This window comes from Pantoea sp. NGS-ED-1003, assembly GCF_000738765.1.
Classification (GTDB): domain Bacteria; phylum Pseudomonadota; class Gammaproteobacteria; order Enterobacterales; family Enterobacteriaceae; genus Pantoea; species Pantoea septica.
The window spans coordinates 364179-384323 of the sequence record NZ_JPQA01000005.1 but is presented as its reverse complement, the minus strand read 5'-3'; the positions used below and the strand labels follow the sequence as shown (position 1 = coordinate 384323).

The window sequence follows — 20145 nt, the reverse complement described above, 5'->3', positions numbered from 1 at the left end:
CACTACGGCAAACCGCGAAAGCGGCAACAAATGAAACCTCAAAAAAGCATAGTAATGCTTAAGGGATCACAATGCAGAACAGCGCGATGAAGCCCTGGCTGGACTCCTCCTGGCTGGCCGGCGCGAACCAGTCTTACATAGAGCAACTCTATGAGGATTTCCTGACCGATCCGGACTCTGTCGATGCAGTGTGGCGCACGATGTTCCAACAGCTGCCGGGCACCGGCGTGAAACCTGAACAGTTTCACTCCACCACGCGCGAATACTTTCGTCGCCTGGCGAAAGATGCATCTCGTTACACCTCCACCGTCTCCGATCCGGCCGCCAATTCAAAGCAGGTTAAAGTCCTGCAGCTGATTAACGCCTTCCGTTTTCGCGGCCATCAGCATGCGAATCTCGACCCGCTTGGCCTGTGGAAGCAGGATCGCGTCGCTGACCTCGATCCCGCTTTTCACGATCTGACCGACGCCGATTTTCAGGAAAGCTTTAACGTAGGCTCTTTCGCCATCGGCAAAGAGACCATGAAGCTGGCCGACCTCTTCGATGCGCTGCAGCAGACCTATTGCGGCTCTATCGGCGCAGAGTACATGCACATCAACAACACCGAAGAGAAGCGCTGGATCCAGCAGCGTCTTGAATCGGCGGCGGGCCGTGCAGCTTTCAGCAGCGAAGAGAAAAAAGGTTTCCTGAAAGAGCTGACCGCAGCGGAAGGGCTGGAAAAATACCTGGGCGCGAAATTCCCGGGCGCGAAACGCTTCTCGCTGGAGGGCGGCGACGCGCTGATCCCGATGCTGCGCGAAATGATCCGCCACGCGGGCAAGAGCGGCACGCGCGAAGTGGTGCTGGGTATGGCGCACCGCGGTCGCCTTAACGTGCTGATCAACGTGCTGGGCAAAAAGCCGCAGGATCTCTTCGACGAGTTCTCCGGCAAGCATAAAGATCACCTCGGCACCGGCGACGTGAAATACCATATGGGCTTCTCGTCTGATGTAGAGACCGAAGGCGGTCTGGTGCATCTGGCGCTGGCGTTCAACCCGTCGCATCTGGAAATCGTCAGTCCGGTCGTCATGGGCTCGGTGCGCGCGCGTCTCGATCGTCTCGATTCGCCGGGCAGCAACCAGGTACTGCCGATCACTATCCACGGCGACGCCGCGGTTATCGGTCAGGGCGTGGTGCAGGAAACTCTGAACATGTCTCAGGCGCGCGGCTATGAAGTCGGCGGCACCGTCCGTATCGTGATCAACAACCAGGTGGGCTTTACCACCTCCAACCCGCGCGACGCCCGTTCGACGCCGTACTGTACCGATATCGGTAAAATGGTGCTGGCGCCGATCTTCCACGTCAACGCGGACGACCCGGAAGCGGTGGCGTTTGTCACGCGTCTGGCGCTCGATTATCGCAACACCTTCAAGCGCGACGTCTTTATCGATCTGGTTTGCTACCGTCGTCACGGCCATAACGAAGCCGACGAGCCGAGCGCGACCCAGCCGCTGATGTATCAGAAGATCAAAAAGCATCCGACGCCGCGTAAGCTCTATGCCGATCGTCTGGCGGCGGAAGGCTCTGCCAGCGCGGAAGATGCGACCGAAATGGTCAATCTCTATCGCGATGCGCTGGACGCGGGCGAATGCGTGGTAGCCGAATGGCGCCCGATGAGCCTGCACTCCTTTACCTGGTCGCCTTACCTCAACCATGAGTGGGACGAGAGCTACCCGGCCACCGTCGAGCCAAAACGTCTGCAGGAGCTGGCGCGCCGCATCAGCCAAATCCCGGACGCGGTCGAAGTACAGGCGCGCGTGGCGAAAATCTACAACGACCGTAAAGAGATGGCCGAAGGCAACAAGCCCTTCGACTGGGGCGGCGCCGAGAATCTGGCCTACGCCACGCTGGTGGATGAGGGCATTCCGGTGCGTCTCTCCGGCGAAGACTCCGGTCGCGGCACCTTCTTCCACCGTCATGCGGTGATCCACAACCAGGCTAACGGCTCAACCTACACGCCGCTGCACCATATCCATAATGGACAGGGTCAGTTCAAGGTTTGGGACTCCGTGCTGTCGGAAGAGGCGGTGCTGGCGTTCGAATATGGCTACGCCACCGCAGAGCCGCGCACCCTGACCATCTGGGAAGCGCAGTTCGGCGACTTCGCCAACGGCGCGCAGGTGGTGATCGACCAGTTCATCAGCTCCGGCGAGCAGAAGTGGGGGCGTATGTGCGGCCTGGTGATGCTGCTGCCGCACGGCTACGAAGGCCAGGGCCCGGAACACTCCTCCGCGCGTCTGGAGCGCTATCTGCAACTCTGCGCCGAGCAGAACATGCAGGTGTGCGTGCCCTCCACGCCGGCGCAGGTTTACCACATGCTGCGTCGTCAGGCGCTGCGCGGTATGCGCCGTCCGCTGATCGTCATGTCGCCGAAATCGCTGCTGCGTCATCCGCTGGCGATCTCGTCGCTGGACGAGCTGGCCAACGGCAGCTTCCAGCCCGCTATCGGCGAAATCGACGCGCTCGATCCGCAGCAGGTAAAACGCGTAGTGCTCTGCTCCGGCAAGGTCTACTACGATCTGCTGGAGCAGCGTCGCAAAAACGAGCAGACCGATGTCGCCATCGTGCGCATCGAGCAGCTCTATCCGTTCCCGCATAAAGCGGTGCAGGAAGCGTTAAAAGATTATGCCCATGTGCAGGATTTCGTCTGGTGTCAGGAAGAGCCGCTGAATCAGGGCGCATGGTATTGTAGCCAGCATCACTTCCGCGAAGTGGTTCCGTTTGGCGCGTCGCTGCGCTATGCGGGCCGTCCGGCCTCCGCTTCGCCGGCCGTGGGCTATATGTCCGTACATCAACAACAGCAGCAAGACCTGGTTAATGACGCGCTGAACCTTGGTTAATTTAAAAGGAAAGATAATGAGTAGCGTAGATATTCTCGTTCCCGACCTGCCTGAATCCGTTGCCGATGCCACCGTGGCAACCTGGCACAAAAAACCAGGCGATGCGGTAAGCCGCGACGAAGTGCTGGTAGAGATCGAAACAGACAAAGTGGTACTGGAAGTGCCGGCCCAGGCTGACGGCGTGCTTGAAGCCGTGCTGGAAGAAGAAGGCGCGACCGTCACGTCGCGTCAGATTCTGGGTCGCCTGAAAGAGGGCAACAGCGCTGGTAAAGAAACCAACGCTAAAGCCGAAGCTAACGAATCCACGCCGGCGCAGCGCCAGACCGCGTCGCTGGAAGAAGAGAGCAACGATGCGCTGAGCCCGGCCATTCGTCGCCTGATCGCCGAACACGATCTCGACGCGACGCAGATTAAAGGCGGCGGCGTCGGCGGTCGAATCACGCGCGAAGATGTGGAAAAGCATCTGGCGAACAAACCTGCCGCGGCCAAAGCCGCGCCGGCCGCCGCTGAAGCTGCGCCGCAGCCAGCCGTCGCCAACCGCAGTGAAAAACGCGTGCCGATGACCCGTCTGCGCAAGCGCGTGGCCGAGCGTCTGCTGGAAGCGAAAAACAGCACCGCCATGCTGACCACCTTCAACGAAGTGAACATGAAGCCGATTATGGATCTGCGCAAGCAGTACGGCGACTCCTTCGAGAAGCGTCACGGCGTGCGTCTGGGCTTTATGTCCTTCTACCTCAAGGCCGTAGTGGAAGCGCTGAAGCGTTTCCCGGAAGTGAACGCTTCTATCGACGGCGAAGATGTGGTGTACCACAACTACTTCGACGTCAGCATCGCAGTCTCCACGCCGCGCGGCCTGGTGACGCCGGTGCTGAAAGATGTCGACGCGCTGAGCATGGCGGACATCGAGAAGAAAATCAAAGAGCTGGCGGTGAAAGGCCGTGACGGCAAGCTGACGGTCGACGAGCTGACCGGCGGCAACTTCACCATCACCAACGGCGGCGTTTTCGGCTCGCTGATGTCGACGCCGATCATCAACCCGCCGCAGAGCGCCATCCTGGGCATGCACGCCATCAAAGATCGCCCGATGGCGGTCAATGGTCAGGTCGTGGTGCTGCCGATGATGTATCTGGCGCTCTCCTACGATCACCGCTTGATCGATGGCCGTGAATCGGTCAGCTATCTGGTGGCGGTGAAAGAGCTGCTGGAAGATCCGGCACGTCTGCTGCTGGACGTCTGATTTTTGCCGGGCGCGCCGACGAAACGCGCGCCCAACCTTATTACTCTTTTCAGACCTGAATGGATAGAACATCATGAACTTACACGAATACCAGGCGAAACAGCTGTTTGCACGGTATGGTATGCCGGCACCCACCGGCTACGCCTGCACTACGCCACGTGAAGCAGAAGAAGCGGCCTCTAAAATTGGTGCTGGCCCGTGGGTAGTGAAATGTCAGGTTCATGCCGGCGGACGCGGTAAAGCGGGCGGCGTGAAAGTGGTTAACAGCAAGGAAGAGATTCGCGCTTTCGCTGAACACTGGCTGGGCAAACGCCTGGTGACCTATCAAACTGACGCCGACGGCCAGCCAGTAAACCAGATCCTGGTTGAAGCGGCGACCGACATCGATCAGGAACTCTATCTGGGCGCGGTGGTTGACCGTGCGACCCGTCGCGTGGTCTTTATGGCCTCGACCGAAGGCGGCGTTGAGATCGAGAAAGTGGCGGAAGAGACCCCGCACCTGATCCACAAAATGGCGCTCGATCCGCTGACCGGTCCGCAGCCTTATCAGGGCCGCGAGCTGGCGTTCAAACTCGGCCTGACCGGCAAGCAGGTCAGCCAGTTCACAAAAATCTTTATGGGCCTGGCGACGCTGTTCCTGGAGCGCGACCTGGCGCTGGTTGAGATCAACCCGCTGGTGATCACTAAGCAGGGCGATCTGGTCTGCCTCGACGGCAAGCTGGGCGTGGACGGCAATGCGCTGTTCCGTCAGCCGGAGCTGCGCGAAATGCGCGACCCGAGCCAGGAAGACCCGCGCGAAGCGCACGCTACGCAGTGGGAACTGAACTACGTGGCGCTGGAAGGCAATATCGGCTGTATGGTCAACGGCGCAGGTCTGGCGATGGGCACCATGGACATCGTTAAGCACCACGGCGGCCAGCCGGCTAACTTCCTCGACGTGGGCGGCGGCGCGACCAAAGAGCGCGTTACCGAAGCCTTTAAAATCATCCTTTCCGACGACGCGGTAAAAGCGGTATTCGTTAACATTTTCGGCGGCATCGTGCGCTGCGACCTGATTGCCGACGGCATCATCGGCGCGGTGGCGGAAGTCGGCGTCAACGTGCCGGTCGTGGTGCGTCTGGAAGGAAACAACGCTGAGCTGGGCGCACAGAAACTGGCGGACAGCGGACTGAATATCATTGCAGCAACCAGCCTGACAGATGCGGCACAGCGCGTCGTTGCGGCTGCGGAGGGGAAATAATGTCTATTCTGATCGACAAAAACACTAAAGTGATTTGCCAGGGTTTTACTGGCGGTCAGGGTACGTTCCACTCTGAGCAGGCGCTGGCTTACGGCACGCAGCTGGTTGGCGGCGTGACGCCGGGCAAAGGCGGCACCACCCATCTCGGTCTGCCGGTGTTTAACACCGTGCGCGAAGCGGTAGAAGCCACCGGCGCGACGGCGACCGTGATCTACGTTCCGGCGCCGTTCTGTAAAGACGGCATTCTGGAAGCGATTGATGCAGGCATCAAGCTGATCATCACCATCACCGAAGGCATCCCGACGCTGGATATGCTGACGATTAAAGTGAAGCTGGACGAAGCGGGCGTGCGCATGATCGGCCCGAACTGCCCGGGCGTGATCACCCCAGGCGAATGCAAAATCGGCATCATGCCGGGTCACATCCATCAGCCGGGCCGCGTCGGCATCGTATCGCGCTCCGGTACCCTGACCTATGAAGCGGTGAAGCAGACCACGGACATCGGCTACGGCCAGTCGACCTGCGTCGGCATCGGCGGCGACCCGATCCCGGGCTCCAACTTCATTGACATCCTGAAAATGTTCCAGGATGACCCGCAGACCGAAGCGATCGTCATGATCGGCGAAATCGGCGGCAGCGCGGAAGAAGAGGCGGCGGCGTTCATTAAAGAGCACGTCACCAAACCGGTTGTTGGCTATATCGCGGGCGTTACCGCGCCGAAAGGCAAGCGTATGGGCCATGCGGGCGCCATCATCGCAGGCGGCAAAGGCACGGCGGACGAGAAGTTCGCGGCGCTGGAAGCGGCAGGCGTGAAAACCGTGCGCAGTCTCGCGGATATCGGCGATGCGGTGAAAGCGGTGCTGCCGGCTAAATAAGCGCGGACGCATCAGCTATCAGGCCACCCTTCGGGGTGGCTTTTTTTTGCCTGTAGAGAGAGCAGGGCGCTGAAAATTCTTCTCCGGACGCGGGCAGCGAGAGGTGTAACGGGCGAGAAGCAATAAGTTCTTTTTAAGGCGGTAAGTTAAAAATTAAAATTAAAGGTAATGCTTTTCTAAATTACGCTATTTCTCAGTGACAACTAATTAACAATCTTCTCAAGGCTACACATCTGGAAATTAAAAGCGTTAATCCAGATCAATAATTATCGATATTTAACAAACTTTACCGCTGGCAAAGCGTAAGCCAACCGGTTTTAATTGCGCTGCATCAATTCAGTCGTTTCCAATAACATCCAGCAGATTGCGCCAGGTCGCGCTAAATCAATGCCGCCGGCTTTTCTCGCTCGCCTGCCTGAAATCGACTGAATGATGCTTTTCGGGGAAGTTTCACCACTGTTACTCGCTCACGTCGGGCCGCGGATGCGTCTTATCCGTCGGTAACAAAAAGCTGGAATTAATAATCAGTCGTTCCTGAATCTTATTCTCTGCGTCTATGCCCGTTGTTCGCCGTTGTTATTCGCAGAGTAAGGTCATGCGAGGAGCAAGGAGTCATTATGCTAGATATCGTCGAGCTGTCGCGTTTACAGTTTGCCTTAACGGCGATGTACCATTTCCTGTTCGTCCCGCTTACGCTCGGTATGGCGTTTTTGCTGGCGATCATGGAAACGGTTTACGTCCTGAGCGGCAAACAGATCTATAAAGATATGACCAAATTCTGGGGCAAGTTATTCGGCATTAACTTTGCGCTGGGCGTGGCCACCGGTCTGACCATGGAGTTTCAGTTCGGCACCAACTGGTCTTATTACTCTCACTACGTTGGCGACATCTTCGGTGCGCCGCTCGCCATCGAAGGGCTGATGGCGTTCTTCCTGGAATCCACCTTCGTCGGGCTCTTTTTCTTCGGCTGGGATCGCCTGAGCAAAACGCAGCATCTGGCGGTCACCTGGCTGGTGGCGCTGGGTTCTAACCTGTCGGCGCTCTGGATCCTGGTGGCGAACGGCTGGATGCAGAATCCTATCGCCTCCGCGTTCAACTACGAAACCATGCGAATGGAGATGCTGAGCTTCTCCGAACTGGTGCTCAATCCGGTGGCGCAGGTGAAATTCGTGCATACCGTCGCGGCGGGCTACACCACCGGCGCCATGTTTATTCTCGGCATCAGCGCCTGGTATCTGCTTAAGGGACGCGACGTCGCCTTTGCGAAACGTTCGTTCGCCATCGCCGCCAGCTTCGGCATGGCAGCGGTGCTGTCGGTTATCGTGCTGGGCGACGAATCGGGCTACGAAATGGGCGACGTGCAGAAAACCAAGCTCGCCGCTATTGAAGCCGAATGGGATACCCAGCCCGCGCCGGCGGCCTTCACGCTGTTCGGCCTGCCGGATCAGGAGAAGCAAGAAAACGCCGCGGCGGTGCAGATCCCCGGCCTGCTTGGCCTGATTGCCACGCGATCTGTCGATACGCCGGTCACCGGCCTGAAAGATCTGATGGCGCAGCATGAGGTACGCATCCGCAACGGCATGAAAGCCTACGCGCTGCTGAATCAGCTGCGCAGCGGCAGCGAAGATCCGGCTGTGCGCGAAGCCTTCGACCAGAGCAAACAGGATCTGGGCTACGGCCTGCTGCTGAAACGCTATACGCCGAACGTGGCAGATGCCACCGAAGCGCAAATCAGGCAGGCGGTGAAAGACTCTATTCCGCGCGTGGCGCCGCTCTATTTCGCCTTCCGCATTATGGTGCTGGCGGGCGTGCTGCTGCTGGGCATTATCACCTTCTCGTTCTGGAGCGTGATCCGCAACCGCGTCGGCAAGCATCGCTGGCTGCTGAAGGCGGCGCTCTACGGCATACCGCTGCCGTGGATTGCGGTCGAAGCGGGCTGGTTCGTCGCCGAATATGGTCGTCAGCCGTGGGCGATCGGCGAAGTGCTGCCGACCTCGGTGGCCAACTCGTCTCTTACCGTAGGCGATCTGCTCTTCTCCATGCTGCTGATCTGCGGTCTTTATACGCTGTTCCTCGTGGCGGAGATGTATCTGATGTTTAAATTCGCGCGCCTCGGGCCGAGCAGCCTGAAAACCGGACGCTATCACCATGAGCAGGTCGCAGCGGCGGCTGAGCCGGTACGCGGTTAAGGAGAGCAACCATGTTTGATTATGAAGTTTTGCGCTTTGTCTGGTGGCTGCTGATTGGCATTCTGCTGGTAGGCTTCGCCGTAGCGGACGGCTTTGATATGGGCGTCGGCATGCTGACGCGGCTGATGGGCCGCAACGACACCGAACGCCGCATTATGATCAACAGCATCGCGCCGCACTGGGACGGCAACCAGGTCTGGCTGATCACCGCGGGCGGGGCGCTGTTCGCCGCCTGGCCGATGGTGTATGCCGCCGCCTTCTCCGGCTTCTATGTGGCGATGATTCTGGTGCTGGCGTCGCTCTTTTTTCGTCCGGTAGGTTTCGATTATCGTTCTAAAATTGAAGATATGCGCTGGCGGGGCATGTGGGACTGGGGCGTCTTTATCGGCAGCTTCGTGCCGCCGCTGGTGATTGGCGTCGCGTTCGGCAATCTGCTGCAGGGCGTGCCGTTCCGCGCGGATGAATTTTTGCGCCTCGACTACACCGGTAACTTCTTCCAGCTGCTCAATCCGTTCGGGCTGCTAGCGGGCGTGATCAGCGTCGCGATGATCCTGACGCAGGGCGCGACCTATTTGCAGATGCGCACCGCAGGCGAGCTGCATCTGCGTTCGCGCGCGGTGGCGCAGGCGGCGGCGCTGGTGATGATGGTCTGCTTCGTGCTGGCGGGCGTCTGGGTAAAATATGGCCTCGACGGCTACGTTATTACCAGCGCCATCGATCACCACGCCGCGTCGAACCCGCTGGGTAAAACCGTGGTGCGCGAGGCGGGCGCCTGGCTGGCGAACTTTAACCATATGCCGGCGCTGTGGCTCTTTCCGCTGCTCGGCGTGGTGCTGCCGCTGCTGACGGTGCTGTTCTCGCGCTGCGAGAAGGGCGGCTGGGCGTTCGTCAGCTCATCGCTGACGCTGGCGTGCGTCATTATGACCGCCGGTATCGCGCTGTTTCCCTTTATCATGCCGTCGAGCATCGAACCCGGCATGAGCCTGACGATGTGGGATGCCACCTCGAGCCAGCGCACGCTGACGGTGATGACCTTCGCCGCCATTATTTTCGTTCCGATTATCCTGGCCTACACCAGCTGGTGCTACTACAAGATGTTCGGGCGGATCACGAAAGAACATATTGAGCGTAATACGCACTCTCTCTACTGATTAAGGAGACGACGCATGTGGTATTTTGCCTGGATTCTCGGCACCCTGCTGGCCTGCGCTTTCGGCATCATCACCGCGCTGGCGCTTGAGCACGTTGAAGATAGCGCCGCGCAGGACGAGCGCGCCTGATGCGCAAACTGATTCGGACGTCATACCGTCTGATGAACAAAGGGCCTTTACGGGCCCTTTCGCTCATCCTGGCGCTGATTGTCGCGGGCTGTTTGTTCTGGGATCCCTCACGCTACGCCGCGCACACCAGCACGCTCTCGGTCTGGCAGGGCATTCTGGTTATCTGGGCGGTCTGCGCCGGCGTGATCCACGGCGTAGGCTTCCATCCGCGCCGCACGCGCTGGCAGGCGCTCTTCTCGCCGGCGGTGGCCCTGATCGTTCTGCTGTTCGCGCTCTACTGGTTCTGGCGCTGACGCGCAATGCCCGCCGCTGGTGGTGAGGTATTGTCAGCGGCAGGTCAAGAAATCTACTGAAAATCCTTCTGATTGTTACCTTCCGATAATTATTTTCTCCTGGCTCTGGCATCCCATTCCCAACCCCAAATCTCTTGCGTATAGTAGCAACGTTTAAAAACGAGACCGGGATGTAGAGTGAGTACAACGCTGTTTCGCTGGCCGGTTCGGGTCTATTACGAAGACACCGATGCTGGTGGCGTGGTTTACCATGCCAGCTATATCGCTTTTTATGAACGAGCACGTACCGAAATGCTGCGTCAGCGCCATTTCAATCAGCAAACGCTGCTGGAACAGCAGGTTTCTTTTGTGGTGCGGCGCATGACGGTGGACTATGTTGCGGCGGCGCGTCTTGACGACCTTCTGGAGATCCAGAGCGAAGTCACCGCTATGACGCGCGCAACCATGACATTTTCCCAGCGTATCGTGAATGCAGAAGGCAGAGTCCTGAATGAAGCAGAAGTCCTGATTGCCTGCATTAACCCACATCTTATGAAGCCGATTGCGCTTCCCAAGTCTATTGTCGCGGAGTTCAAGCAGTGACTGACATGAACGTTCTTGATTTGTTCCTGAAGGCGAGCCTTCTGGTCAAACTTATCATGTTGATTTTGATCGGCTTTTCTATTGCCTCATGGGCCATCATTATTCAGCGCACCCGAATTCTGAACGCGGCGGGACGCGAGGCGGAAGCCTTTGAAGATAAATTCTGGTCTGGCATCGAGCTGTCGCGTCTCTATCAGGAGAGCCAGGGACGCCGTGAAGAGCTGAGCGGTTCAGAGCAGATCTTCTACGCCGGCTTTAAAGAGTTCGCTCGTCTGCACCGCGCCAACAGCCATGCGCCAGAAGCGGTGGTGGAAGGCGCCAGCCGCGCGATGCGCATCTCGATGAACCGCGAGCTGGAAACGCTGGAAAACCATATTCCTTTCCTCGGCACCGTCGGCTCTATCAGCCCCTACATCGGCCTGTTCGGCACCGTATGGGGCATCATGCACGCCTTTATCGCGCTGGGCGCGGTCAAGCAGGCGACGCTGCAGATGGTTGCGCCGGGCATCGCCGAAGCGCTGATCGCCACCGCGATCGGCCTGTTCGCCGCGATTCCGGCGGTCATGGCCTACAACCGACTGAACCAGCGCGTCAACAAGCTGGAGCAGGGCTACGACAACTTTATGGAAGAGTTCACGGCCATCCTGCACCGTCAGGCCTTCTCCAGCGACAGCGCGAAGTAAGCGGAGGTAACCCATGGCCAGAGTACGTGGTCGCGGCCGCCGCGACCTGAAATCGGAAATTAATATCGTTCCGCTGCTCGACGTCCTGCTGGTGCTGCTGCTGATCTTTATGGCGACAGCGCCGATTATTACCCAGAGCGTAGAAGTGGACCTGCCGGACGCCACCGATTCGAAAACGGTCTCCAGCGACGATAATCCGCCGGTGATCGTTGAGGTCTCAGGCGTCGGTCAGTACAGCCTGGTGGTGGATCACGATCGTATGGAGCAGTTGCCGCCGGAACAGGTGGTGAGCGAAGCGCAGCGTCGCATCGAGGCGAATCCGAAAACCGTCTTTTTAATCGGCGGCGCAAAGGATGTGCCCTATGACGAAATTATTAAAGCGCTCAACCTGCTGCATCAGGCAGGCGTTAAATCTGTCGGTTTGATGACGCAGCCGATTTAAAGTCGAACCGTTTTTTGGGAACCGAGTGTGTCGAAGGCAACCGAGCAAAACGAGAAGTTAAAGCGCGCGATAATTATATCGGTGGCTCTGCACGTGGTACTGATCGCCCTGCTGATCTGGAGCTCCTTCAACGAGAATATTGAGGCGAGCGGCGGAGGCGGCGGCAGCGATATCGACGCGGTGATGGTCGATCCTGGCGCCGTGGTAGAGCAGTACAACCGTCAACAGAACCAGAAAAGCGACAGCCAGCGCGCCGAGCAGCAGCGTGAGAAGCAGGCGCAGCAGCAGGCTGAAGAGCTGCAGCAGAAGCAGGCCGCGGAACAGCAGCGTCTGAAGGCCCTGGAAAAAGAGCGTCTGCAGGCGCAGGAAGCGGCAAAAGCGCAGGCTGAACAGCAGAAACAGGCGGAAGCGGCGGCTAAAGCGGCGCAGGAGCAGCAGAAAGCGGCCGAGGCGGCTGCGGCGCAGGCGAAAGCCGATGCCAGAGCGGAAGCGCAGGCGCAGGCCAAAGCGGCTGCCGAGGCGGCGCAAAAGGCGGAAGAACAGGCTAAGCAGGCCGCCGCCGACGCGAAGAAAAAGGCGGAAGAGCAGGCGAAAGCCGCCGCCGCGTCCGCCGCCAAAGAGAAAGCGGTAGCCGACGCGAAAGCGGCAGCCGATGCGAAGGCGAAAGCGGCGGCGGAGGCGAAAGCTAAAGCGGCGCAGGAGGCGAAAGCCAAAGCGGCCGAGGAAGCGAAAGAGAAAGCCGAAGCGGCTAAAGAGAAGGCGGCTCAGGAAGCGAAAGAGAAAGCCGAAGCGGCCAAAGAAAAAGCCGCGCAGGAAGCCAAAGAAAAAGCGGAAGCCGCGAAAGAGAAAGCGGCGGCCGAAGCGAAAGCGAAAGCCGATGCGGCCGCCAAAGCCAAAGCGGACGCCGCGGCGAAAGCCAAGGCCGCCGCCGACGCGAAGAAAAAAGCGGCGGCGGAAGCGGCGAAAAACAGCAGTGACGTCGACGATCTGCTTGGCGGCCTGACCTCTGGTAAGAATGCACCGAAAAGTGGCGCGGCCGGCGGCGGCGGCGCGGCAGGGCAGGGCAACCAGAAAAAAGCCGGCGCATCGGGCGCAGAGATTAACTCTTATCTGGGACAGGTTGTGGGCGCGATTCAGAGCCGCTTCTACGATGCTGATACTTATAAGGGGAAAGAGTGTAACCTGCGTATCAAGCTGGCGCCTGACGGTTTGCTGATTGACGTCAAATCTGAAGGTGGCGACCCGGCATTATGCCAGGCGGCTATCGCTGCCGCGAAGCAGGCTCGCATTCCTAAGCCGCCATCGCAAGCAGTGTATGAAGTGTTTAAAAACGCGCCAATGCGTTTCAAACCGGAATAATGCAGTAACCCGCGGCAGGTTGGACTAAGGTTAGCTAGCCGTATTAGATGAATACTCGTGTTTTTCAGGAACTGTGCGAATTATCATGAACTCAGGTTCAGGTAAGGGAGAAAAGATGAAGCAGGCACTTCGTGTAACCTTAGGTTTTTTTGTTCTGCTGTGGGCTGCGATGCTCCACGCAGAAGTACGCATTGAAATTACGCAGGGCGTAAACACCGCGCGCCCAATCGGTGTCGTCCCGTTCAAATGGGCTGGCTCAGGCGCCGCGCCTGAAGATGTGGGCGGCATCGTCTCTGCTGACTTACGCAACAGCGGTAAATTCAATCCAATCGATCGTTCACGTCTGCCGCAGCAGCCGACCAGCGCGCAGGAAGTACAGCCTGCCGCCTGGAGCGCGCTGGGTATCGATGCGGTGGTTGTCGGTCAGGTCACCTCTAATCCAGATGGCAGCTATCAGGTTGCGTATCAGCTGGTGGACACCGGCGGCGCGCCGGGCACCGTTCTGGCGCAGAACTCTTACAAAGTCACCAAACAGTGGCTGCGCTATGCTGCGCACACCGCCAGTGACGAGGTGTTCGAGAAGCTGACGGGCGTTAAAGGCGCGTTCCGCACTCGTATCGCCTACGTGGTGCAGACCAACGGCGGCCAGTTCCCGTATGAACTGCGCGTGTCAGACTACGACGGCTTTAACCAGTTTGTCGTGCATCGCTCGCCGCAGCCGCTGATGTCTCCGGCCTGGTCGCCAGACGGCAGCAAAGTGGCCTACGTGACCTTTGAAAGCGGTAAATCGGCGCTGGTGGTACAGACGCTGTCAAACGGCGCGATTCGCCAGGTTGCCTCTTTCCCGCGTCACAACGGCGCGCCGGCCTTCTCGCCGGATGGGACTAAACTCGCTTTCGCCCTGTCGAAAACGGGCAGCCTGAACCTCTACGTGATGGATCTGGCTTCCGGCCAGACGCGTCAAATCACCGACGGTCGCTACAACAGCACTGAACCGAGCTGGTTCCCGGATAGCCAGACGCTGGCTTACACCTCGGATCAGGCTGGAGCGCCGCAAATTTATAAAATTGGTATCAACGGCGGTGCGCCACAGCGTATTACCTGGGAAGGTTCGCAAAACCAGGATGCGGACGTCTCTGCCGATGGTAAAACCATGGTGATGATTAGCAGCGCCGGTGGCGCTCAGCACGTCGCCAAACAGGATCTGGTAACGGGAGCCGTTCAAACGTTAACGAGCACGTTCCTGGATGAATCGCCAAGTCTGGCTCCAAACGGCACGATGGTAATCTATAGCTCTACTCAGGGGATGGGTTCCGTGTTGCAGTTGGTATCAACAGATGGGCGTTTCAAAGCGCGTCTTCCGGCAACTGATGGACAGGTAAAATCACCTGCCTGGTCGCCGTATCTGTAATGCATAGGTCCCCTGCGCAGCAGGGGGTTAAATGTATGATAAACAATATAACAGGATAACAAAATGCAACTGAACAAAGTGCTGAAAGGGTTGATGCTGGCTCTGCCGGTTCTGGCTGTAGCCGCTTGTAGCTCACACAAAAACAACAACAATGACCAGACTGGCATGGGCGCTGACGGCGCTTACGGCAACGGTGCTGGCATGAACGGCAGCGGCAACGGCAACATGTCTTCTGACGAGCAGGCGCGTCTGCAGATGCAGCAGCTGCAGCAGAACAACATCGTCTACTTCGGTCTGGACAAATATGACGTGCAGTCTGACTACGCTCAGATGCTGGACCAGCACGCAGCCTTCCTGCGCAGCAACCCGTCATACAAAGTGACCATCGAAGGACACGCGGATGAGCGCGGCACGCCGGAATACAACATCGCACTGGGCGAGCGTCGTGCTAACGCCGTGAAGATGTACCTGCAGGGCAAAGGCGTATCGGCTGACCAGATGTCTATCGTTTCTTACGGTAAAGAGAAACCGGCTGTTCTGGGTCATGACGAAGCGGCTTACTCTAAAAACCGTCGTGCCGTTCTGGTCTACTAAGAGAATCACATGATTAGTAACTTCAGACTTCACCTGTTGGGTCTGTCGTTACTGGTTGGCGTAGCGGCCCCCTGGGCCGCTAATGCCCAGGCATCAATCAGTAACGTCGGCTCTGGCTCGGTCGAAGACCGCGTCACCACTCTTGAACGCATTTCCAACGCCCAGGCTCAGCTTCTGCAGCAACTGCAGCAGCAGATGAGCGACAACCAAAGCGATATCGATTCGCTGCGCGGGCAAATCCAGCAAAACAGCTACCAGCTTAATCAGGTCATCGAGCGGCAGAAGCAGCTCTATCAGCAGATCGACAGCCTGAGCAGCAGCGGCGCGAACAGTGCGGCACAAAGCGGCGCTGATGCGCCGGCGGCGAGCGCCGATACGGGCGCAGCGGCCAGCGCAGACGGCGCGGCGGCAGCCTCATCAGGCGCGCCGGTGCAGAGCGGCGACGCCAACAGCGACTATAACGCCGCGGTGGCGCTGATTCTGGAAAAAAAACAGTATGACCAGGCGATTACCGCGCTGCAGGCGTGGGTCAAGCGCTATCCTGACTCAACCTACCAGCCGAACGCCAATTACTGGCTGGGGCAGTTGAACTACAACAAGGGTAAAAAAGACGACGCGGCCTATTATTATGCCACCGTGGTTAAAAATTACCCGAAGTCGCCGAAGGCTTCTGAAGCGTTGCTAAAGGTTGGCGTTATCATGCAGGAGAAAAAGGATACGGCGAAAGCCAAGGCCGTTTTCCAGCAGGTGATAAAACTTTACCCCAATACCGATTCAGCCAAGCAGGCGCAAAAACGTCTCGACGGGCTGTAATTTGTGCAGCCAGCACCGGATTTTGCCTGATTTCTGGTCTGGCAGCATGAAAGGTAAGCAGTTGACGCCGCTGGTGGAAAATAAGGGTTGCGCTACCTCGGTAAATCAGTAATATATGCCGCCGTTGCCGGGACAGATTGCAAATGTGTCTGGCAAGCCTGAAGATGGGTCGTTAGCTCAGTTGGTAGAGCAGTTGACTTTTAATCAATTGGTCGCAGGTTCGAATCCTGCACGACCCACCATCTTCTCAGCAAACAGGTTTTCTGCTCTGTTGCTGCGAAACTTCAGCATCGCTTCACAACCTAAAGATGGGTCGTTAGCTCAGTTGGTAGAGCAGTTGACTTTTAATCAATTGGTCGCAGGTTCGAATCCTGCACGACCCACCATCTTTTACGCAGGCTTCAGGTTTGCGGGTTGTAAGCCCCAAGCGGGTCGTTAGCTCAGTTGGTAGAGCAGTTGACTTTTAATCAATTGGTCGCAGGTTCGAATCCTGCACGACCCACCAATTCAGAAAAAAGCGCCCAATGGGCGCTTTTTTTGTTCAGGCAGGCTGAGATGTCTGACGTGCAGGATGAGAACCTGCGCAGGTTCGACTGAATCGCCGGGAGCGATTCAGGAGCGCATCACCCGGAGGGCGAGGCTCCGGACGGGCCGAGGCAAATCCTGCACGACCCACCAATTCAGAAAGAAGCGCCCAATGGGCGCTTTTTTCGTTTCTGCGCTATGCGGCTATAATCAGCCGTTTCGTAAAGCTAAACCGCAGCCAGACTGGCGCAGGGGTGGCGAGCGCGAAGAGCAAAGCGTCCGAGCCAGGATGGCGAGGCCGACCCACAGGGATGTGGGATTCCTTTGCGATCGCGCTCGCTACCTCTGCGCCGCGCACTATACCTGCAGCTATGGCTATCCCGCGCCTCGTTAAGATTCTTTCTTCGCCTTTGCTACGGTGAGATTCTCCCAGATATGCATCACCGCGTAGCTGCGCCACGGACGCCACTGCTGCGAACGCGCCTCCGCCTCGGCGGGCTTCAGGCCGCCCAGATTATTACGAATGGCGATATCTTCCTTGGGGAACGCGTCCGGCCAGCGCAGGGCGCGCATCGCAATATAGTGCGCCGTCCAGGGGCCAATGCCCGGCAGCGCCACCAGCTGCTTCATCACCGTCTCCGGCGACTGCGTGGCGTTAAAGCGCAGCGAGCCGCCGGCACACGCCTGCGCAAAGGCGATAATGGCGCGTGAGCGCGCGCTCACGATGCCGAGCGGCGCAACGTCGTCCACCGTCAGGCTGGCGACGCGCTCCGGCAGCGCAGCGTAGCGCGTCAGATCGGAAAAAGGGGTCACGCAGGGCTCGCCAAAGGCAGCGGCAAAACGGCTGCTCACGGTGGTCGCGGCCTTCACCGTCACCTGCTGCCCGATAATGGCGCGCACGCCAAGCTCAAAGGCGTCAAATGCGCCCGGCACGCGCAAACCGGGATTGCGCGCCAGGCTCGGCGCCAGCAGCGCATCCTGCGCCAGCCGGTCAGCGATAAGCTGCGGCTGCGCGTTAAGGTCGAAAAGATCGCGCAGGCGGCGCAGCAGCAGCGGCAGCACCGGCGTCAGCGAGGTGGAAAAGGTCAGCTGCAGCGCGCACTTCTGCGGCAGATGCGACACGCTAACCCAGCCGCGACAGCGTCCCAGCGCCACGGTGCGCCGGTACGCGCCATCCTGCACCGCCTCGACCTCTTTCATCAGGTGGGTCTGCAAAAAAGCCAGCATCGCCTCCCAGTCGTACGGCGGACGATAGACCATCAGCAGGGTGGTGCTGTCGCCCGGCTGCGCGCGCGTCGAGGCGCTGACGCCTTTGCGCAGCGCGCTCGGCGTCATGCGGTAGCGCGCCTGAAACACATCGTTAAAGCGGCGCAGGCTGCTAAAGCCGCTGGCATAGGCGACATCCGTCACCGGCAGCTGCGTCTCCGTCAGCAGCTGCTTCGCCAGCAGCATGCGCCGCGTCTGCTTCAGCTCCAGCGGCGACACGCCCAGCTCCTGCTGCACGATGCGGCGCAGCTGGCGCAGGCTGACGCCAAACTCGGCGGCGATCGCCTCCAGACCTTCGCTCTCCTCCAGCATGCCCTCCTCGATGCGCTGAATCAGCCTGTCCGCCACGCGGTGAGGCTGATCGACCGGCGCGTTGCCCGGCGCAAGCTCGGGGCGACAGCGCAAACAGGGGCGGAAATGGGCCTTCTCCGCCGCTTCGGCGCTGGCGAAAAACAGACAGTTCTTCTGCTGCGGCGCTTTAACCGGGCAGATTGGGCGACAGTAAATGCCGGTCGAGGTGACGCCGACGAAAAACACCCCGTCGAAACGGGTATCGCGCGAGGTGAGCGCCTGATAAGCAATCTCAGGATCGAACATAGTGACTCCTGCAAATAAACAGAGCCTATACCCGCTTTCTGATGCAGACTCGCTGTTTTCGGACAGCAAAGCAGTTTAGTCTGATGGCCGAAAACGGCCAGCGCGCAGTGGCTAAAATGCGACAATAGCGGATGTCTCAAACAGGGAGAACAGCATCATGTATCACTACAAACTTGTCTCCACGCCGGTGGGCGAACTGAAACTGGTGGCGAGCGATCGCGGACTTGCAGGCATACTCTGGAAAAACGACGACCCGCACGGCGCGCGCTTTCTGCCGCAAACGCGCGACGAGTCGCATCAAATCCTGATCGAGGCGGAGCGCCAGCTGCGAGAGTACTTTGCCGGCGAGCGCCGCTGCTTCACGCTGCCGCTCGACTTCGTCGGCACTGAGTTTCAGAAAAAAGTGTGGAACGCGCTGGTGGCGATCCCCTTCGGCGAAACGCGCAGCTACAGCGAAATCGCCCGCCAGATCGGCCATCCGCAGGCGGTGCGCGCGGTCGGCGCGGCGAACGGCAGAAATCCGATCTCTATCGTCGCGCCTTGCCATCGCGTCATCGGCGCCAACGGCAAGCTGACCGGTTTCGCTGGCGGTCTGGAGGTCAAAGCCTTCCTGCTGGATCTGGAAATGCCGCAAAAGGGGGCCGTGCTGCCGCTATTCACCGAGGAGCCTTCACCGCCGCGCGTCTAAAAAAGAGCACGACACCGCCGCGCGTTTCCGCTATCGTGTTTAGCATATAAAACACTATGGCGGGATGAACGTCAGTTTTCGCCGTCTTAAGCGATTTTCGTTCATTTAATAAAACGAGAGCGGTGTAATGAGTGCTTTATTCGATACAGACAGCGCGGCCTGGCCCTTTCCCGCGAAACCTGCGCGCCTCAGCGGCGACGAAAAAGAATTTTATCTGAGTAAAATCAAACGCCTGCTAAAAGAGCGCGACGCGGTTATCGTGGCGCACTACTACACCGACCCGGAAATCCAGGCGCTGGCGGAAGAGACCGGCGGCTGCGTGGCGGACTCGCTGGAGATGGCGCGCTTCGGCAGCGCGCATCCGGCGTCGACGCTGCTGGTGGCGGGCGTGCGTTTTATGGGCGAAACCGCCAAAATCCTCAGCCCGGAGAAAACCGTGCTGATGCCGACGCTGCAGGCAGAGTGCTCGCTCGACCTCGGCTGCCCCATCGACGAATTCAACGCCTTCTGCGACGCCCATCCCGACCGCACCGTGGTGGTCTACGCCAACACCTCGGCGGCGGTCAAAGCGCGCGCCGACTGGGTGGTCACCTCCAGCATCGCGGTAGAGCTGATCGACCATCTCGACAGCCTGGGCGAAAAAATCATCTGGGCGCCGGATCGCCATCTCGGCCGCTACGTCACGCAGAAAACCGGCGCGGACGTGCTCTGCTGGCAGGGCGCCTGCATCGTGCATGACGAATTTAAAACCCAGGCGCTGCTGCGCATGAAGGCGCTCTATCCCGACGCGGCGGTGCTGGTGCATCCGGAATCGCCGCAGGCGGTGGTCGATCTTGCCGACGCGGTCGGCTCCACCAGCCAGCTGATCCAGGCGGCGCAGCAGCTGCCGCATCCGCAGATGATCGTGGCTACCGATCGCGGCATCTTCTACAAAATGCAGCAGGCGGTGCCGGAAAAAACGCTGCTGGAAGCGCCGACTGCAGGCGAAGGGGCGACCTGCCGCAGCTGCGCGCACTGCCCGTGGATGGCGATGAACGGCCTGAAAGCTATCGCCGAGGGGCTGGAGCAGGGCGGCGCGCAGCATGAAATAGAGGTTGATGCCGCGCTGCGCGAGGCGGCATTATTGCCGCTCAACCGCATGCTCTCTTTCGCTGCGGATCTCAAACTGAAGGTAAAAGGGAACGCCTGAGGA

At 59.1% G+C, this 20145-nt stretch carries 18 protein-coding genes, 3 tRNA genes and 1 other RNA gene; 21 read left to right on the top strand and 1 reads right to left on the bottom strand.

All coding sequences use genetic code 11. The annotated features are described in order from the left end of the window. The first annotated feature begins 71 nt into the window (after positions 1-71). From sucA to JS46_RS23400, 19 genes are all read left to right on the top strand, one after another. The gene (gene sucA, locus JS46_RS12705; RefSeq protein ID WP_033751706.1) at positions 72-2879 is read left to right on the top strand and encodes a 2-oxoglutarate dehydrogenase E1 component; all 2808 of its coding nucleotides are present in this window, start codon (positions 72-74) and stop codon (positions 2877-2879) included. A 16-nt stretch (positions 2880-2895) separates the two neighbouring features. Next, complete coding sequence (gene odhB, locus JS46_RS12700) at positions 2896-4116, top strand: 2-oxoglutarate dehydrogenase complex dihydrolipoyllysine-residue succinyltransferase (RefSeq protein ID WP_033751703.1); 1221 nt, start codon at positions 2896-2898, stop codon at positions 4114-4116. 73 nt (positions 4117-4189) lie between these two features. Then, on the top strand, positions 4190-5356 hold the full coding sequence (sucC, locus tag JS46_RS12695; RefSeq protein WP_033751700.1) for an ADP-forming succinate--CoA ligase subunit beta: 1167 nt from the start codon (positions 4190-4192) through the stop codon (positions 5354-5356). Then, the gene (gene sucD / locus JS46_RS12690) at positions 5356-6231 is read left to right on the top strand and encodes a succinate--CoA ligase subunit alpha (protein ID WP_033751698.1); all 876 of its coding nucleotides are present in this window, start codon (positions 5356-5358) and stop codon (positions 6229-6231) included. Before sucC ends, sucD begins: the two co-directional genes overlap by 1 nt. A 617-nt stretch (positions 6232-6848) precedes the next feature. Next, entirely contained in the window at positions 6849-8420 is a 1572-nt protein-coding gene (gene cydA / locus JS46_RS12685) for a cytochrome ubiquinol oxidase subunit I (protein WP_033751696.1), read from the top strand. An 11-nt stretch (positions 8421-8431) separates the two neighbouring features. Then, entirely contained in the window at positions 8432-9571 is a 1140-nt protein-coding gene (gene cydB, locus JS46_RS12680; RefSeq protein ID WP_033751693.1) for a cytochrome d ubiquinol oxidase subunit II, read from the top strand. Between the two features lie 15 nt (positions 9572-9586). Then, positions 9587-9700: a cytochrome bd-I oxidase subunit CydX gene (cydX, locus tag JS46_RS23405; protein WP_065426323.1), complete on the top strand. Its 114-nt coding sequence runs from the start codon at positions 9587-9589 to the stop codon at positions 9698-9700. Beyond that, positions 9700-9993, top strand: a complete 294-nt coding sequence (ybgE, locus tag JS46_RS12675; protein WP_033751690.1) for a cyd operon protein YbgE — start codon at positions 9700-9702, stop codon at positions 9991-9993. The genes cydX and ybgE overlap by 1 nt, the downstream gene beginning before the upstream one ends. Before the next feature lie 177 nt (positions 9994-10170). Continuing rightward, on the top strand, positions 10171-10575 hold the full coding sequence (gene ybgC / locus JS46_RS12670) for a tol-pal system-associated acyl-CoA thioesterase (RefSeq protein WP_033751687.1): 405 nt from the start codon (positions 10171-10173) through the stop codon (positions 10573-10575). Next, the gene (gene tolQ, locus JS46_RS12665) at positions 10572-11258 is read left to right on the top strand and encodes a Tol-Pal system protein TolQ (RefSeq protein ID WP_033751685.1); all 687 of its coding nucleotides are present in this window, start codon (positions 10572-10574) and stop codon (positions 11256-11258) included. Before ybgC ends, tolQ begins: the two co-directional genes overlap by 4 nt. A gap of 13 nt (positions 11259-11271) precedes the next feature. Continuing rightward, complete coding sequence (gene tolR / locus JS46_RS12660; protein ID WP_033751683.1) at positions 11272-11700, top strand: colicin uptake protein TolR; 429 nt, start codon at positions 11272-11274, stop codon at positions 11698-11700. 27 nt (positions 11701-11727) lie between these two features. Further along, positions 11728-13059: a cell envelope integrity protein TolA gene (tolA, locus tag JS46_RS12655; protein ID WP_033751681.1), complete on the top strand. Its 1332-nt coding sequence runs from the start codon at positions 11728-11730 to the stop codon at positions 13057-13059. 115 nt (positions 13060-13174) lie between these two features. Then, positions 13175-14470, top strand: coding sequence for a Tol-Pal system beta propeller repeat protein TolB (gene tolB, locus JS46_RS12650; protein WP_033751678.1), 1296 nt, complete (start codon positions 13175-13177; stop codon positions 14468-14470). A gap of 63 nt (positions 14471-14533) precedes the next feature. Next, on the top strand, positions 14534-15064 hold the full coding sequence (gene pal, locus JS46_RS12645; RefSeq protein WP_033751676.1) for a peptidoglycan-associated lipoprotein Pal: 531 nt from the start codon (positions 14534-14536) through the stop codon (positions 15062-15064). 9 nt (positions 15065-15073) lie between these two features. Beyond that, the gene (cpoB, locus tag JS46_RS12640) at positions 15074-15877 is read left to right on the top strand and encodes a cell division protein CpoB (RefSeq protein ID WP_033751673.1); all 804 of its coding nucleotides are present in this window, start codon (positions 15074-15076) and stop codon (positions 15875-15877) included. Positions 15878-16043: 166 nt separating this feature from the next. Then, a tRNA-Lys gene (locus JS46_RS12635) sits at positions 16044-16119 on the top strand. Positions 16120-16187: 68 nt separating this feature from the next. Then, positions 16188-16263 (top strand) — tRNA-Lys (locus JS46_RS12630). A 43-nt stretch (positions 16264-16306) separates the two neighbouring features. Then, a tRNA-Lys gene (locus JS46_RS12625) sits at positions 16307-16382 on the top strand. Positions 16383-16427: 45 nt separating this feature from the next. Beyond that, positions 16428-16555, top strand: a non-coding RNA gene (locus JS46_RS23400) — RtT sRNA. A gap of 237 nt (positions 16556-16792) precedes the next feature. Here the strand turns inward: JS46_RS23400 and JS46_RS12620 are convergent. Next, complete coding sequence (locus JS46_RS12620) at positions 16793-18265, bottom strand: AlkA N-terminal domain-containing protein (RefSeq protein ID WP_033751670.1); 1473 nt, start codon at positions 18263-18265, stop codon at positions 16793-16795. 157 nt (positions 18266-18422) lie between these two features. Between JS46_RS12620 and JS46_RS12615 the strand changes: the two genes are divergently transcribed. Both JS46_RS12615 and nadA read left to right on the top strand, forming a co-directional pair. Then, entirely contained in the window at positions 18423-18953 is a 531-nt protein-coding gene (locus JS46_RS12615; protein WP_033751667.1) for a methylated-DNA--[protein]-cysteine S-methyltransferase, read from the top strand. Positions 18954-19080: 127 nt separating this feature from the next. Beyond that, on the top strand, positions 19081-20142 hold the full coding sequence (gene nadA, locus JS46_RS12610) for a quinolinate synthase NadA (protein ID WP_033751664.1): 1062 nt from the start codon (positions 19081-19083) through the stop codon (positions 20140-20142). Positions 20143-20145 lie beyond the last annotated feature (3 nt).